We start from the raw sequence: 15,401 nt of genomic DNA on the forward strand, positions 1-15,401 counted from the left end.
CGCGGCAAGGGCGTAATCCAGGGTAATGGAACGGCTTTCGACGCAATCCCGTGGCTGCGGGCACACGCTAAAACAGGCCGCCCTCAGCTGGGTGCAAGCAGCGGACGGGCCAGGCGGCGTGGTCCCGCCCAGCGCCTCACCAGCTCGCCTCGCGCTCCGGCGTGGCGCCGATCCTGTGGATGGAGAGGTCGGCGCCGTCGTACTCCTGTTCCTGCGACAGGCGCAAGCCCACCGCGAAGCGCAGCCCGCCGTAGACCAGCAGCCCGCCGGCGAAGGCCCAGGCCACGCCGGCCAGGGTGCCCAGCAGCTGCGACACGAAGCTCACGCCGCCCAGCCCGCCCAGCGCCGGCTGCCCGAAGATGCCCGCGGCGATGCCGCCCCAGGCGCCGCACAGCCCGTGCAGCGGCCACACGCCCAGCACGTCGTCGATCTTCCAGCGGTTCTGCGTGAGGGTGAACATCAGCACGAAGATGGCGCCGGCCACCGCGCCCACCACCAGCGCGCCGGCCGGGTGCATCAGGTCGGAGCCGGCGCACACCGCCACCAGCCCGGCCAGCGGGCCGTTGTAGGCGAAGCCCGGGTCGTTCTTGCCCATCAGCACCGCCACCAGCGTGCCGCCGACCATGGCCATGAGCGAGTTCACCGCCACCAGGCCGGAGATCTTGTCGATGGTCTGCGCGCTCATGACGTTGAAGCCGAACCAGCCCACCGCCAGCACCCACGCGCCCAGCGCCAGGAAGGGAATGCTCGACGGCGGGTGCGCGCTCATGGCGCCGTCCTTGCGGTAGCGGTTGTTGCGCGGGCCCAGCCACAGCACCGCGGCCAGACCGATCCAGCCGCCCACGGCATGCACCACCACGCTGCCGGCGAAGTCGTGGAACTCGGCACCGCCCAGGGCCTTGAGCGCATCCTGGAAGCCGAACCTGTGGGCCCAGACCGAGCCTTCGAACATCGGATAGAAAAAGCCCACCAGGATGGCCGTGGCCACCAGCTGCGGATGGAACTTGGCCCGCTCGGCAATGCCGCCGGAGACGATGGCCGGAATCGCCGCCGCGAAGGTGAGCAGGAAGAAGAATTTCACCAGCTCGAAGCCATTGCGCGCCGCCAGGGTTTCCGCGCCGCTGAAGAAATTCACGCCGTAGGCCACGGTATAGCCCACGAAGAAATAGGCAATGGTGGAAATGGCGAAATCCACCAGGATTTTCACCAGGGCATTCACCTGGTTCTTCTTGCGGACCGTGCCCAGTTCCAGGAAGGCGAAACCCGCGTGCATCGCCAGCACCATGATGGCGCCCAACAAAATGAACAGGGCGTCAGTGCCCTGTTTGACCTGATCCATTGCTCCTCCGTTGCGCGGCCCTCGTCCGCGCCGTGTTCGCCGTGTTCGCACCACCTGCAGGCGGCATGCACCTTCACCGCAAGTTCGGTGCCCGCAATGGTGCGGAGGATTCACGCCCCCATGCACCGCGCGGCGGCGCGGCGTGGCCGGCAAGGCCGTTCTGGTGCGGCGCGTGGTGCGCGGCGCACCATTGCGGCGCATCCGCCCGGCCTGGAGGCAAGCACGGCGCCGTCGTGCCTGTCGCCCATGGCGCGCCCAGCCGCCACAGGACAAATGAAATAGTTGCGTCAGGCCAATACACCAGGACACGAAATCAAATTTCTGTCCGTCATCAATCGTCTTCCATTGTTGGGCTGCGTGTCAGCAATTTAATATTTCCATCGATTTGCGGCAGTATGAGAGCGGGATTCAAAATTCAGGACATTTGTTTTCAATGTCGGGGGCGGCTCGCTTTTGCCGCTTTCAGGAGTACCCGATGGACAAGCGTGTTGCATTGGCCCTGGCTGCCGCCCTGGGGGCAGCACCTCCGGGGGCCTGGGCCGACGCGTCGGCCAGCGTGCGGCTGACGGATTTCGGCTACCGCCTCATCGACCTCAATCCCGACGACGGCATCGCGCCGGCCATGAGCGTCAACCCGGTGAGCTTTTTCGCGGAGCTCAGCACCAACGCGTCGGAGTGGGCGCAGGCCGGGGAGCCCGGCAGCCCGCGCACCCAGCTCTCCCGCAGCCGCGACTGGACACAGGCCTACCAGTTCTTCCCCAGTGTCGGCCGGGCCGTGGCCACGCCCCATGTCGAGGCTTCGGCGCAGCTGTCCGGCGCGCTGGCCGAGCACGGCTTCAGCGCCGTCCTGCAGGGCCAGGCCCGCAATCCCCTGGCCGACCCGGCCCTGGGCGGCCGATTCCTGGTGGACGCCGCACCGGCGCGCCTCAGCGGGGTGAGCGGCTTCCAGCCCATCCTGCTGACGCCGTTCACGCAGGTGGTCTGGACCGGCCGCATCGCACTGGATGCGCTCACCACGCTGCCCAAGGTCAAGGGCGGCCGCGAGTCCGCCTACGCCGGCGCCGGGATCAGCGTCTGGAGCTACGGCGGCAGCTTCAGCGACTCGTTCACGGCCGCGGTCGAAGTGCCGAGGTACCGCCCCGGCCACGCCAGCGCGAGCCATGACATCGAGCTGTTCTTCGCCAACGAGAGCGCGGCCCCGGCCTATGCCGTCCTGAGCAGCCAGATGCGGGTCGAGGGCCAGTCCTTCCAGCCGGTGCCCGAGCCCGCCGTGGCGTGGCTGACGCTGTGCGGCCTGGGCGTGATCGGCGCCTGCCACCGCCGGCAGCGCCGGCAAGCCGGGGAGGCGCGCCATGCACGCTAAGACCCACGCGCTGGCCCTGGCGGCCCTGGCCCTCGCCCTGGGCAGCGGCGCGGCCCGCGCCGACATCCGCAGCTCGGCCGTGGTCAGCGGCTTCGGCTACAGCCTCATCGACCTGCGGCCCGACGACGGCATCGACCCCGGCATCACCCTGCTGACGGCGCCGCGCTTCCACGGCGGCACCCTGGGCGCGGCGCGGGCCTTCCAGGTCGACCGCGATCTCTCGGCCGCCGGCTTCGCCCTGCGCTCGGAGGACCGGACCCAGGACAGCCTGAACATGTTCGTGCCCCTGAGCGCCACGGCGGGCCTGCCGGGCGTGTCGTCCTCGGCCGCCATCGGCGGCTCCCTGGCCGGGCACGGCGCAAGCCTGTCGGCGCAGGGCCAGCTGCTCAACGACGGCGCCCGTGCCGGCCGCCGCGAGGGCACCTTCTTCGACGCGGTGGCGCTGGCAGCCCTGGTCGTCGGCGGCAACGGCGGCACCAACAACTTCCTGCTCGCGCCGTACACGCAGGTGGTCTGGAGCGGCCACGCCTCGCTGCGGGCCGAGTCCACGGTGGCGCCGAGCCAGGCCACCCGGGAGCTGGCGTACGCCTCGGTGTACTTCACGCTGGAGGACGCCGCGCTCTCCACCGTGGGCAGCTTCATCCACGACCTGGTGACGCCCGCGAACGGCGCGCCGACGCGGCAGGGCTTCGACTCGGCCTTCAGCCTGAGCCTGAGCAACGCCAGCGGCGCGGCGGTGATGGGCTACCTGCAGGCCGGGATCACCGCCGGGGGCAAGCTCGAGGCCACCCCCCTGTCCCTGCCGCCGCCCGTTCCCGAGCCCGGCACGGTGGCGCTGCTGCTGTGCGGACTGGGCGTGGTGGCGGGCGCGGCGCGGCGCAGGGGCGGCTGGAACGGCGCAGCGGCGGCCTGAGCCCGGCCGGAGCGCCGCCACGGGGCTCAGCCCGGGAGCCGTTCGCGCCAGCCGGCCTCGTCGAAGCCGGCGGTGACGGCGCCGTCCGGCCACTCCACCACCGGACGCCGGATCAGGCTCGGTTGCGACTGCAGCAGCGCCAGCGCTCCTTCCGGCTGCTCGGCACCGGCGCGCTGGGCCTCGTCGAGCCGGCGCCAGGTGGTGCCGCGGCGGTTCACCAGCCCCTCGACGCCGCCCAGCGCCTCGCTCCAGCGCCGCAGCAGCGCCGCGTCGGGCACCTGCTTCTTGAAGTCCACGAACTCATGCGCCTGCGCCTGCCCGGAAAGCCAGGCGCGGGCGCGCTTGACGGTGTCGCAGTTGGGAATGCCGTAGAGCCGAATCACGAATTGAACCTTTCCGGATGTTCACAACGGGGATCGGGCCCGTAGGCCGCGTCCTTGACGGTGTCCCCCACCACCGAGATCTGCCACCACAGGCAGAACGGGCTGTCGTAGCGGTACGACCAGACCTGCCCGGGCTGCCAGCCGCCGCCGCGCACGTAGGCCGGGCGGCCGATGCGCCGCAGCATCTCCTGCACCGGCATGCCGGGCGTGATGGCGTTGAACTCGCGCTCGTCCATCACCTGCTTCCAGCCCGTGACGCGGCCGCTGGCGTCCAGATCGACCATGTAGGTGTGCAGCCCCATGGGCCCGCGCGCGTATTCCAGCCGCGTGCCGCCGTCAGGGTTGGCGTAGCGCCCGGTGGGCGCGCCCATGATGGCCTGCACCTGCTCGGCGCTCATGCCGGGCTCGACCTTGGAGGGGGAGTAGCCGGCGCAGGCGGAAAGAGCAAGCGCGGCGGCCAGGACGAGGGCGGCGCCGCCACGCCATCGCGGCGTTTCGTCGGCTCCACCAGCCCTCACCCCTGCCCCTCTGTGCGGGCGAGGGGATGCGGGGCGCTTCGGCGTTCCGGACAACGCCCAGGAATTCGGATCGCGCTTCATCACTCGGGACTCCTCGGAAGGCGCGGGCCACCACCGTGTCACCGCCCCGGCCGCCAGCGCTGCAGCGCCAGGGCGTTGCCGAGCACGACGACGCTGCTGAAGGCCATGGCGGCGCCCGCGAGCACCGGGTCCAGCAATCCGAAGGCCGCCAGCGGCAGGCCGGCCAGGTGGTGCGCGCCGGCCCAGCCCAGGTTCTGGCGCAGGGTCGCGCCGGTGCGCCGCGCGATGGCGATGGCATCAGCCACCAGCGCCGGGTCGCGGCGCAGCAGCGTGATGCCCGCGGCCGGCACCGCGCCGTCCGCGCCGGCCATGGCGATGCCCACGTCGGCGGCGGCCAGCGCCGGCGCGTCGTCCAGGCCGTCGCCGACCAGCGCCACGCGCCCGCGCGCACGCAGCCCGGCCACGATGGCGGCCCGGTCCTGCGGCGGCACCCCGGCGCGCACTTCGGCGATGCCCAGCGCGCGCGCCACCGCGCCGGCGCGGGCGGCGGCATCGCCGCTGAGCAGCACGGTGTCGATGTCCATGGCGTGCAGCCGCCGCACCGCCTGGACGGCGCCCTCCTTGAGCCGATCGCCGCCGCCCGGCGCTTCGGCGCAGTCCTCGGCGAAGGTGCCGGCCGGGTCGAAGGCCACCACCGACAGCGACTGCGCCAGCTCCAGCGCCTGGATGTCGCGGATCAGGATGCCGTGGCGCGCCGCCACGCCGGTGCCGGCCAGCAGCGCCGCGGGCACGGCCAGGCCCAGCGCGCAGGGGCTGGCGACCAGCAGCACCGCGACGGCATGGAGCACGGCGCGCTGCCAGTCGTGCGTGGCGGCGCCCCAGCCCAGCAGCGTCAGCAGCGCCAGCGCCAGCACGCCCGGCACCAGCCAGGCACAGGCGCGGTCCGCCACGCGCTGCGCCGGCGCCTTGGCCGCCTGTGCCGCCTCCAGCCGCCGCACCAGGCGCGCCAGGGTCGAGTCCGCGCCCACGCCGGTGGCGCGCACCAGCAGCCGGCTCGCGCCGTTGACGGCACCGGCGCTGACGCGCTCGCCCGGCCCGCGGAGCCCGGGCCGGCGTGCGCCGGTGAGCGGGGAGTCGTCCACCTCGCCGCGGCCCTCGACGATGTCGCCGTCCACGGCGATGCGCTCGCCCGGGCGCAGCACCACCAGGTCGCCACCGCGCAGGCGCGCCAGCGGCACATCGGCCTCGCGGCCGTCTTCGCGGCGCACGCGCGCCGAGGCCGGCTGCAGCGCCCGCAGGGCGCGCAGCGTGGCGCCGGCGCGCTGCTTGGCCCGCGCCTCCAGCCAGCGGCCCAGCAGCACCAGCGCGATGACGCCGGCCGAGGCCCCGAAGTGCAGCCGCGCGCCGCCGGTGGCCAGCAGCCAGACGCTCAGGCCGTAAGCGGCCGAGGTGCCCAGTGCCACCAGCAGGTCCGTGTTGACGCCGCGCGTGCGCAGCGCCTGCCAGGCCGAGCGGTAGAAGCGCGCGCCCAGCAGCAGCTGCAGCGGCGTGGCCAGCAGCAGCTGCAGCCAGCCGGGCAGCGTCCAGGCCGGGCCCAGCAGGGGCAGCGCCAGCGGGGCCGCCAGCAGCAGCGCCGCCAGCACCGGCGCGCCGTTGGCGGCGGGATCGGGCCGGGGCATGTCGGCGGCGCCCTCCTCCTCCACCGGCCGGACCTGGAAGCCGGCGCGCGCGACGGCCTGCTCCAGCCCGGCCAATTCGGGATCGCGCGCGGCCAGCACCACGTCGGCCATGCCGGTGGCGACATTGACGCCGGCCGAGATGACGCCGGGCTGGCGCTGCAGCACGCGCTCGACCCGGGCGCCGCAGGCGGCGCAGCTCAGGCCCTCGATGCGCAGCCGCAGCTGCTGCTCGCTGAGGCGGTAGCCCGCGCGCTGCACCGCCGCGCGCAGCGCCTTGAGCGACACCGCGCCCTCGGCCTGCACATGCACGGCTTCGGCGGCCAGGTTGACGTCGGCCTGCCGCACGCCGGGCACCGCCGCCAGCGCCCGCTGCACCCGTGCCACGCACGCGTCGCCGTTCAGGCCCTCGATGGGCAGCGAGCAGTCGGCAATCGCGGGGGTGGCACTCATGCTGGGGATTGTGCGGTGCACCAATTACTTGCGGTGCCTTGCGTTGCGGATTCAAGACGGCGGGTTCAAGGCAGCGGCGGGGCGTCCCGGCATGCGGGGCGGAAACGCCTCGAAAAAGTCCAGTGCGGTCCGGAGAAAAGCTCGAAGCCGGCGATGAATGGAGCAGGCGGTAGAACAAATGCCGTCATGCCCGCGCAGGCGGCCATGAGGAAGCAGGATGCGGGCCGCTTGCGCTGGCGTGATGCCGCAGATCAGCCCGCCTCCCGAAGCCTCACCCCAGCCGCAAGACTCGGCCCTCGTCGCTGTCCGTGAGCAGGTAGATGCGCCCGTCGGGCCCCTGGCGCACGTCGCGGAGGCGCTCGCCCAGGCCGGCCAGCAGGCGCTGCTCGCCGGTGACGCGGTTGCCGTCCAGCGTCAGGCGGATCAGCCGCTGCGCCTTGAGCGTGCCGATGAAGAGGCTGCCCTGCCAGCCGGGGTAGCGGTCGCTGGTGAGGAAGGCCATGCCGCTGGGCGCGACCGAAGGCACCCAGGTGCGCAGCGCGGGCGCGACGTCGGCGCGGGTCTCGCCCTGGCCGATGACGGCGCCGCTGCCGTACTCGCGCCCGGCCGTGATCACCGGCCAGCCGTGGTTCCTGCCGCCGGTGACGATGTTCAGCTCGTCGCCGCCCTGCGGCCCGTGCTCGTGCGTCCACAGCTCGCCCGTGCGCGGATGCAGCGCCGCGCCCTGCACGTTGCGGTGGCCCCAGCTCCAGACTTCAGGCCGCGCCCCGGGCTGGTTCACCAGCGGGTTGTCGCGCGGCACGCCGCCGTCGGCCTCGATGCGCACGATCTTGCCGAGATGGTTGGACAGGTCCTGTGCATCGTCGCGGCGCGAGAAGCGGTCGCCCAGGGTGATGAACAGCCGCCCATCGCGCGCGAACACCAGCCGGCCGCCGTAGTGCGCGGTGCTGCTCACCTTGGGCTCCTGGCGGAACACGACCTTCACGTTGCTGAGCCCCTGGTTCTCCAGTACGGCCCGCGCCACCGCCGTGCCGTTGCCGCGCCCGCCGGGAGCCGGCTCGCTGAAGCTCAAATAAATGGCACGGCTGGAAGCGAAATCCGGCGCCAGCACCACGTCCAGCAGGCCGCCCTGCCCGCGGTCGTCCACCGCCGGCACGCCCTGCAGCGGCGCGCCGGGGCGGCCGTCGGCCACCACGCGCAGCCGGCCGGCCTTCTCGGTGACGAGCAGGCGACCGTCGGGCAGGAAGGCCAGGCTCCAGGGCTGCTCCAGCCCGCGCGCGACCGTCACGACCTCGGGCTCGACGTCGCCCTGGGACGGCCGTGACTGCGCGCGCAGCACGCCCGGCGCCAGCCCGGCCAGCAGCACGCCGCCCAGCAGCGAGCGGCGCCGCGGACCGTGGGAATTGGAGGCTTGATTCATGGACGGACTCCCGGGTGGTGCCGGCGAGGATGCGCCGCGCATGTGAAACCCGGCCCCTGGCAAGCCTCGTGCGCGCGGGGCCGGACAATCGCGCCATGAGCCTCCCTGCCCACCGCAGCGTGCCCGACGTGCCCGAGGCGGAAATCGTCGAGCTGCTGAGCGCGCTGGTGCGCATTCCCAGCCGTGCCGGCGAGGACGCGATGGAGCCCATCGTCACTGCCATGGCAGCCTGGTACGCGCGGCAGGGCCTTGCCGTCGAGCGGCTCCAGGACGAGGCTGGCCGGCCGCTGGGGTTGTATGCCGAGCTCGAAGGCCTGGCGGCGCCATCCGGCCCGCAGCGGCCCTGGGTCGTGCTCAACGCCACGCTGGACACCGCCGGCTTCGGCGAGCCCGGCACCTGGCGCCACGCGCCCACCTCGGCCGTGGTCGAGGACGGCCGGCTGTACGGGCGCGGCAGCGCGGACTCCAAGGCCGGCGCCGCCCTGTTCTGCCACCTGCTGCGGCATTTCAGCCGGCGGCGCGAGCGCTTTGCCGGGCGGCTGGGCCTGCTGCTGGACCTGGACGAGCACAGCGGCGGCTTCGGCGGGGCGCGACGCTTCTTCGACGCGCCGGCGCGGCGGCCGGACGGGGTGCTGATCGGCTATCCCGGTTGCGAGCGCATCGTCGTTGGCGCGCGGGGCTTCCTGCGCGCTCGCGTCACGGTGGCCGGCATCGCGGCGCACTCGGGCGGCAGCTCGCAACGCGGGGTCAATGCCGTCGTGCGCGCGGCGCGGCTGGTGGGCGAGCTGGAGGCGCTGGAGCTGGCCCGCGACAGTGCCGACACCGGCTTCCCGCGCCCGGCGCAGCTCACCGTCACGGCGCTGCACGGCGGCTCGGGCTTCACGCAGGTGCCCGACCGCTGCGAGCTGTCGCTGGATGTGCGCCTGACGCCGGCGCTGGATGCCGAGGCCGCGCGCCGGGCCATCGAGGCGGTGCTGCGCCGGCATGACGCCGCCTGGGCAGCGCCGGCGTCCAGCGTGGCGTGGCTGCCCGGCTGGCCGGCGTACCGGCTGCCCGACGCGCAGCCCCTGGTGGCGGCGCTGCGCGACAGCGGCCGGGCTGTGCTGGGCCGGGAGCTGCCCACGGCGGTGGCCGGGCCGTCCAACATCGGCAACTACCTGGCGGCGCTGGGCGTGCCGGCGCTGTGCGGCTTCGGCGTGGAGGGGCAGAACCTGCACGCGGCCGACGAGTCCGTGGGGCTGGCCTCCATCGCCCCGGTCTTCCGCATCTATGCCGGCGCGCTGCGGCGGCTGCTGGCCGGCTGAGGCACAGCGGCGGAGTCGGGGCGGCGTGAGTACGTCGCGCCCGCGGCACACCCGCCCTGCGGCGGCCGGGGCGCTTGACCTGGCGCAAGCGTGCCGCGGCGGCGGCTTCCTAGATTGCGCGCACTCACACTTCATCGGGAGACCCCATGACCCCCATCGCTTCCATCCTGCTGCACCTCGATGCCTCGCCGCGTTGCGCCGTGCGCCTGGGCGTGGCCGCGCGGCTGGCGCAGCGGCTGGACGCCGGCGTGACCGCGCTCTACACCGCGGCGCCCACGCCCGCCGCCGGCCGGCAGCTGCTCTCCGAGGGCCAGAGCCTGGTGCTGGCGCCCGCGCTCGATGCCGAGCGCCGCGCCCAGGCGCGCGCGCTGTTCGACCAGGCCGGCGCGCGGGCGCACTGGGCCGAGGTGCCCGCCGACCAGGCCCCGGTGCCGGCCTTCGTGCGCCAGGCGCTGGTGCACGATCTGGTGGTGCTGGGCCAGCACGACCGCGACGACGCCGTGGCCGGCACGGCGTCGGACTTCGTCGAGAACGTGGTGCTGGACAGCGGCAAGCCCGTGCTGGCCGTGCCCTATGCCGGGCGCTTCGACGAGGTCGGGCGCCGCGTGCTGATTGCCTGGAAGCCCACGCGCGAGTCCGCGCGCGCCGTGGCCGCGGCGCTGCCGCTGATCCCCGAAGGCGCCAGCGTGCACGTGGTGGCCTGGGACAACGACCCGCACGAGATCGAGCCGCTGCTGCGCCGCCACGGCATCGAGGCCCAGTACCACCGCGAGGGCCCGGCCATGGTCACGCTGGGCGAGGAGCTGCTGTCGCGCGCCGCGGACCTGAACTCCGACCTGCTGGTGATGGGCTGCTACGGCCACAGCCGCGCCCGCGAGCTCATGCTCGGCGGCGCCAGCCGCACCGTGCTGCAGTCCATGACGCTGCCGGTGCTGCTGGCGCACTGAGATTGCCTCTTTTTGAGGCATTCCAAGCGCGCCAACGGTGCATCAAGCAGTTAGGCGCGCTGTGTTCAATTCACCCACAGAGTTGTCCACAGGAGTTGGGGAAATTACCGGGGGGGGGGGGAATTTCTCCGCTTAGCTTCCCTTGACGACCCTTTTATTTCAGCCGCCGCTGCCGTAAGGCTTGGTAAGAATTTCGAGATTGTGGCCGTCGGGGTCGCTCCAATACAGGCCGCGGCCACCGTCGCCGTGATTGATCTGGTTCAGGCGCCGGTGGCCCGGGTCGGCCCAATAGGGCAATCCGCGCTCGCGGATGCGGGCGAATATCTGGTCGAACTCGGCCTCGCTGACCAGGAAGGCGTAGTGCTCCACCAGCGGGATGTCGTCGGCGTCGAGGTAGTCCAGCGTCACGCCGTTGTCCAGCTCCACCGCGTGGAAGGGCCCGAAGCGCGCCGGCTCGCCCCGGCCCAGTAGCTGCGCCAGGAAGCGCGCCGAGGCGGCGGCATCACGGGCGTGGACGATGGTGTGGTTGAGCTGGATGGGCATGGCACGCCTCTCGCGATCCCGGACATTCCAACGATGCGCGAGATGCTAGGCCGGCCTTTGATGGCGGGCGCGCAAATCCCTGCCGCAAACAGCAGCATGGATATCGGGATGGAGATTCAGTGAATACCGGCGCGGGTATGTCCGGGAATATGGACAACCCAAAACGAAACAGCCCGCAGAGTTTTCTGCGGGCTGTCCGGTTCAATATCTTGGTGGGCCCTGTAGGATTCGAACCTACGACCAACGGATTAAGAGTCCGCTGCTCTACCAGCTGAGCTAAGAGCCCGAAATCACGCGTGCCGAATCACGTTGCCATCTTGCCGGGGTTTGTTGGTGGGCCCTGTAGGATTCGAACCTACGACCAACGGATTAAGAGTCCGCTGCTCTACCAGCTGAGCTAAGAGCCCCCGTGCAAACCGCGATTGATGGTGGGTTGTGCAGGATTCGAACCTGCGACCAACGGATTAAAAGTCCGCTGCTCTACCGACTGAGCTAACAACCCGTGTCGTCACTCGCGAAGCCTTGAATTCTAGCAGCGGTTTTTCGCTTTGCCAACCCCTCACCATCTTTTTTTGGGGAGTGACGTTTGCGGGGGGTGGCGCAGGCGGTTGCGGAGCGCACCGAAGCGCCTGCCGTGGGCGCGCGGCCGTCCGGTGCGCACGCATCGGCGCCCGCCCGGCCGCGACGCCCTCCCCGGTGCGGCTCAGCGCCGCGCCAGCACCAGGCGGATCAGCTCCGCCGCGGCCACCATGCCGAAGGTGGCGGTGACGGTGACGCTGGAGCCGTAGCCGTGGCAGTTGAGGCTGCCGTCCACCTCGCAGGCGGCGTCCTCGGGGGCGCGCACGCTCTCGCGCGAGAACACGCAGCGCAGCCCGATGGCGCCCTGGCGCGGCGCGCCCTGCTTGCGCAGGCGCTGGCGCAGCCCGGCCAGCAGCGGGTCGTGCGTGGTGTGGGCCAGGTCCTCCACCTCGACGAGTTGCGGCTGCAACTTGCCGCCGGCCGCGCCCACGCCGACGAAGGGCACGCGCTCGCGCAGCGCCCAGGACGCCAGCGCCAGCTTGGCGCGCGACTGGTCGCAGCAGTCGATGAGCCCGTCCACCGGCTGCGGCAGCAGCGCCGGCCAGTTGCCGGGCTCGACGAAGTCCTCGACCGTGTGCACCTCGCAGCCGGGATGGATGTCGGCGATGCGCTGGCGCAGCGCCTGCACCTTGGCCATGCCCAGCGTGGCGCCCAGCGCCTGGATCTGGCGGTTGATGTTGGACTCGGCCACGTGGTCCAGGTCGATGAGCGTGAGCGCAGCCACGCCGCAGCGCGCCAGCGCCTCCGCCGCCCAGGAGCCCACGCCGCCCACGCCCACCACCGCCAGCCGCGCGGCGCGCAGCCGCGCGTAGGCGGCCGGGCCGTGCAGACGGCGCAGGCCGCCGAAGCGGCGCTCGTCGTCGGCCTCGTCCAGCGCGCCAGCCTCGGGCACGGCCAGCAGCGCCTCGCCGCCCTGGGCCGCGGTGGCGTTCACTTCAGCACCGCCAGCCGCTCGCGGCCGGCCACCGCCGCCTCGGACTGCGGGTAGTTCTTCACCAGCTCGTTGAGCGTGGCGCGCGCGGCGCGCGTGTCCTTGGCCTCGACCTGCGCGTTGGCCGCGGCCAGCAGCGCCTCGGCTGCGCGCGGGTGCTGCGGCGAGGCGTTGACGAAGGCGCGGAAGGTGGCGATCGCCTCCTTGTAGTCACGCTTGCCGTACTGGGCGTTGCCCAGCCAGAAGCGCGCCGAGGGCGCGTAGCCGCTTTGCGGCCAGCGCTTGAGGAAGGCGCCGAAGGCGTTGGCGGCGCCGGCGAAGTCGGCATTGCGCAGCAGCGCCACGGCCTCGTCGTACTGGCGTTTCTCGTCCACGTCGGCGGTGAACTCCTGCCCGTCCAGCGACACCTTCTGCGGCTCGAGCTTGCGCATGCGCTCGTCCACGCCCTGGGCGATGTCCTTCTGGCGCCGCTGCAGCTCGGCCACGTCGCGCGTGAGCTGCTCGTTGGAGCCGCGCAGCGTGGCCATCTCGGCGCGCTGGGTCTCGATCTGGTTGTTGAGGTCCACCAGGCTGCGCCGCAGCTGGGTGAGCTCCTCCTGCATCTGCGCGTCGAGGGCCTTCTGCGCCTTGGCGGCATCCTCGACCTGCTTGCGCAGCTCCAGGATGGCGCGCCGCGCTTCGTTGTCCGGGAAGATCTCGGCGCGCGCCGCGGGCAGCGCCAGGGCCAGCGCGGCCGCCAGGGCCAGGAAGCGCGGGGCGCGCATGTCAGCGGTCCTTGATCTCGGCGCGGCGGTTCTTGGCCCAGGCGGCCTCGTCGCTGCCCTGCACCGCCGGACGCTCCTCGCCGAAGCTCACCGGCTCGATCTGGTTGGCATTGACGCCCAGCAGCGTCATGGAACGCGCCACGGCCTCGGCGCGCTTCTGGCCCAGCGCCAGGTTGTACTCGCGGCCGCCACGCTCGTCGGTGTGGCCTTCGATGCTCACGCGACGGCTCTTGTCGCCGTTCAGGCGCCGGGCCTGGCCTTCCACCACCGGGCGGTACTCGTCCTTGACCACGAAGCTGTCGAAGTCGAAGTACACCGTGCGGCCCAGACCGTTCTGCGCGCCGCCGTTGGGGTCCACGCTCACGGTCGTGACCTGCGACTGCGGCGCCGCGCCGGCGCCGCCGGCATTGGCATCGGCCGCCGTGGGCGTGCGGGATTCGACCGGGGTCTCGTTGAGCTTGACGCCCGAGGCACAGCCGGCCAGCAGGGCCGCCACCGCGAGGGCGCCGAGGCTGCCACGCATTGCATTCATCACTATTACTCCTTGATTCGTAAGGAAAAAAGAATTCTGTCCCATCCACCTTGCCGCCGTGTGAAGGCCCACGGCGGTCATGAATTCATCGGCCGAACGGCCCCCACACCGGCTCGCGCACGTCGATGCCCGAGGACAGCAGCCGCGTCTTGATGCGGCCGTCGAGCGTGGTGGTCATGAGCACGTCGCGCCCGCCGCTGCGGGTGGCGTAGATCAGCAGCCGGCCGTTGGGCGCGAAGCTGGGGCTCTCGTCGTCGGAGGTGTCGGTGAGAGCGCGCACGTCGCCGCTGGCGAGGTCCATCAGCATGAGCTTGAAGGCCCCGCCCTGGCGCGTGATGTAGGCCATGGCGCGCCCGTCGGGGCTGATGGCCGGGCTGATGTTGTAGTTGCCGTTGAAGCTCACGCGCTCGACGCCGCCGCCGTTGCTGCCCATGCGGTAGATCTGCGGGCTGCCGCCGCGGTCGCTGACGAAGTAGATCTGCCCGTTGGGCGCGAACACCGGCTCGGTGTCGATGGCCGAGCTGGAGGTGAGGCGGCGCACGTCGCCACCGCTGCGGCTCATCAGGTGCAGCTGCGAGCCGCCCTCGCGCGAGAGCGTCACCGCGAGCTGGCTGCCGTCGGGCGACCAGGCCGGGGCGCTGTTGCTGCCGCGGAAGTCGGCCACCTTGCGCCGCGCGCCGCTGGAGATGTCCTGCACCCAGACCACGGCCTTCTGCGTCTCGAAGCTGACGTAGGCCAGCTCGCGCCCGTTGGGCGACCAGGCCGGGGAGATGATGGGCTCGGGGCTGGCCAGCGCGATCTGCCCGCCCTCGCCGTCGGCGTCGGTGACGCGCAGCGTGTAGCGCCCGGCCGAGCGCGTGACGTAGGCAATGCGGGTGGAGAAGATGCCCTTCTCGCCGGTGAGCTTCTCGTAGATGGCGTCGGCCACGCGGTGCGCGGCCAGGCGCAGGTCGGCGCTGGGCACGGCGACGGCCTGGCCGCCCAGGTCCTCGCCCTTGACCACGTCCCACAGCTTGTGGCGCACGTCGAAGCGGCCGTCGGCCAGGCGGCTGACCGAGCCCACCGCCAGCGCGTCCACGTTCTTGCCCTTCCACTCGCTCATCACCGGCAGCGAGCCCTCGTCGAGCACGCCCGGCCCTTCGATGGCGCGGAACAGGCCGCTGCGCTCCAGGTCGGCGCGCACGATCTCGCTGATGGGCTGGCCGCCGAGCTTCTCGTCGCGGAAGCGGGCGATGGCGATGGGGATCTGCGTGGCGCCGACGCCGCTGATCTCGACGCGGAACTGCGCCAGCGCCGGGGCACCGGCGGCCGCGCCCAGCGCGGCCAGGACTGCACGCCGCCGCCAGCTAGGGCCGCGGAAAGCATCAGGTGTGGTCATGAATGGGGGCAGGCAGGCCAAAAGCCGACGATTCTAGGCAAGCGCCGCGCCCAGCCCCGGACGCCGGGCGCCAGCGCCCTGCAACGCGGCCGGCACTGCCGGAAGGCTTGCGAGCGCGGTGGGGCCGCCGGCATCGTCCATGCCCTCCGCTACACTGGCAGCCCGCGCGACTGGCGATAGGGGTTTCAATAGCAAGCCCCGAGGTGGAGGACCACCGTGGAGCGCGGGCGGTTTCAGGGCCTGGATTCCGGTGTCCGCGCAGCCGCTTCAAGCCGTTCGCCTGGGCAGCCCTTTTGTCCGCGCCGCACCGTGCCGGACGCCGGGACCTCCACACGCT

General features: G+C 72.4%; 14 protein-coding genes, 3 tRNA genes and 1 riboswitch. Of the genes, 4 read left to right on the plus strand and 13 right to left on the minus strand.

All coding sequences use genetic code 11. The features are described 5' to 3' along the window. Nucleotides 1–136: 136 nt before the first annotated feature. Entirely contained in the window at nt 137–1,339 is a 1,203-nt protein-coding gene (locus tag HHL10_RS06865) for an ammonium transporter (protein WP_169159597.1), read from the minus strand. 475 nt (nt 1,340–1,814) lie between these two features. Here HHL10_RS06865 and HHL10_RS06870 point away from each other — a divergent pair, with 475 nt between their 5' ends. Continuing rightward, nucleotides 1,815–2,702 (plus strand): hypothetical protein, encoded by an 888-nt coding sequence (locus tag HHL10_RS06870; protein WP_169159598.1) that lies wholly within the window; start codon nt 1,815–1,817, stop codon nt 2,700–2,702. Continuing rightward, complete coding sequence (locus HHL10_RS06875) at nt 2,692–3,615, plus strand: PEP-CTERM sorting domain-containing protein (RefSeq protein ID WP_205832933.1); 924 nt, start codon at nt 2,692–2,694, stop codon at nt 3,613–3,615. Before HHL10_RS06870 ends, HHL10_RS06875 begins: the two co-directional genes overlap by 11 nt. A gap of 26 nt (nt 3,616–3,641) precedes the next feature. Here HHL10_RS06875 and HHL10_RS06880 read toward each other — a convergent pair whose 3' ends face one another. The 4 genes from HHL10_RS06880 to HHL10_RS06895 all read right to left on the minus strand — a co-directional run bounded on the left by HHL10_RS06880 (nt 3,642) and on the right by HHL10_RS06895 (nt 8,086). After that, a complete protein-coding gene (locus HHL10_RS06880; RefSeq protein WP_375138941.1) occupies nt 3,642–3,998 on the minus strand; it encodes a Spx/MgsR family RNA polymerase-binding regulatory protein in 357 nt (118 codons plus the stop codon). Then, nucleotides 3,995–4,396 carry a hypothetical protein gene (locus tag HHL10_RS06885; RefSeq protein WP_235971137.1) on the minus strand — a complete coding sequence of 134 codons (402 nt, stop codon included), beginning with the start codon at nt 4,394–4,396 and terminating at the stop codon, nt 3,995–3,997. Before HHL10_RS06885 ends, HHL10_RS06880 begins: the two co-directional genes overlap by 4 nt. 239 nt (nt 4,397–4,635) lie before the next feature. Beyond that, complete coding sequence (locus tag HHL10_RS06890) at nt 4,636–6,666, minus strand: heavy metal translocating P-type ATPase (RefSeq protein WP_169159600.1); 2,031 nt, start codon at nt 6,664–6,666, stop codon at nt 4,636–4,638. A gap of 271 nt (nt 6,667–6,937) precedes the next feature. Then, nucleotides 6,938–8,086 (minus strand): PQQ-dependent sugar dehydrogenase, encoded by a 1,149-nt coding sequence (locus HHL10_RS06895; protein WP_169159601.1) that lies wholly within the window; start codon nt 8,084–8,086, stop codon nt 6,938–6,940. Nucleotides 8,087–8,181: 95 nt separating this feature from the next. Between HHL10_RS06895 and HHL10_RS06900 the strand changes: the two genes are divergently transcribed. Together HHL10_RS06900 and HHL10_RS06905 are read left to right on the plus strand one after the other, a co-directional pair. Further along, nucleotides 8,182–9,390 carry a M20 family metallopeptidase gene (locus HHL10_RS06900; protein WP_169159602.1) on the plus strand — a complete coding sequence of 403 codons (1,209 nt, stop codon included), beginning with the start codon at nt 8,182–8,184 and terminating at the stop codon, nt 9,388–9,390. 146 nt (nt 9,391–9,536) lie between these two features. Continuing rightward, complete coding sequence (locus HHL10_RS06905; protein WP_205832934.1) at nt 9,537–10,337, plus strand: universal stress protein; 801 nt, start codon at nt 9,537–9,539, stop codon at nt 10,335–10,337. A gap of 159 nt (nt 10,338–10,496) precedes the next feature. Here the strand turns inward: HHL10_RS06905 and HHL10_RS06910 are convergent, their stop codons facing one another. The 8 genes from HHL10_RS06910 to tolB form a co-directional block, all read right to left on the minus strand. Continuing rightward, nucleotides 10,497–10,880 carry a VOC family protein gene (locus tag HHL10_RS06910; RefSeq protein ID WP_169159603.1) on the minus strand — a complete coding sequence of 128 codons (384 nt, stop codon included), beginning with the start codon at nt 10,878–10,880 and terminating at the stop codon, nt 10,497–10,499. 210 nt (nt 10,881–11,090) lie between these two features. Then, nucleotides 11,091–11,166, minus strand: a tRNA-Lys gene (locus tag HHL10_RS06915). Nucleotides 11,167–11,211: 45 nt separating this feature from the next. Then, a tRNA-Lys gene (locus HHL10_RS06920) sits at nt 11,212–11,287 on the minus strand. A 19-nt stretch (nt 11,288–11,306) separates the two neighbouring features. Further along, nucleotides 11,307–11,382: transfer RNA gene (locus HHL10_RS06925), tRNA-Lys, on the minus strand. A 201-nt stretch (nt 11,383–11,583) separates the two neighbouring features. Beyond that, entirely contained in the window at nt 11,584–12,360 is a 777-nt protein-coding gene (locus tag HHL10_RS06935; protein ID WP_169159662.1) for a tRNA threonylcarbamoyladenosine dehydratase, read from the minus strand. 29 nt (nt 12,361–12,389) lie between these two features. After that, nucleotides 12,390–13,154, minus strand: a complete 765-nt coding sequence (gene ybgF, locus HHL10_RS06940; RefSeq protein ID WP_169159605.1) for a tol-pal system protein YbgF — start codon at nt 13,152–13,154, stop codon at nt 12,390–12,392. A gap of 1 nt (nt 13,155) precedes the next feature. Beyond that, nucleotides 13,156–13,686, minus strand: coding sequence for a peptidoglycan-associated lipoprotein Pal (gene pal / locus HHL10_RS06945; protein ID WP_169159606.1), 531 nt, complete (start codon nt 13,684–13,686; stop codon nt 13,156–13,158). Between the two features lie 85 nt (nt 13,687–13,771). Next, nucleotides 13,772–15,064 (minus strand): Tol-Pal system beta propeller repeat protein TolB, encoded by a 1,293-nt coding sequence (tolB, locus tag HHL10_RS06950; protein ID WP_169159607.1) that lies wholly within the window; start codon nt 15,062–15,064, stop codon nt 13,772–13,774. A 156-nt stretch (nt 15,065–15,220) separates the two neighbouring features. After that, a riboswitch (ZMP/ZTP riboswitch) is annotated at nt 15,221–15,357 on the plus strand. Nucleotides 15,358–15,401: the final 44 nt, after the last annotated feature.

The sequence above is a fragment of the Azohydromonas caseinilytica genome, assembly GCF_012927045.1.
Classification (GTDB): Bacteria; Pseudomonadota; Gammaproteobacteria; order Burkholderiales; family Burkholderiaceae_C; genus Azohydromonas; species Azohydromonas caseinilytica.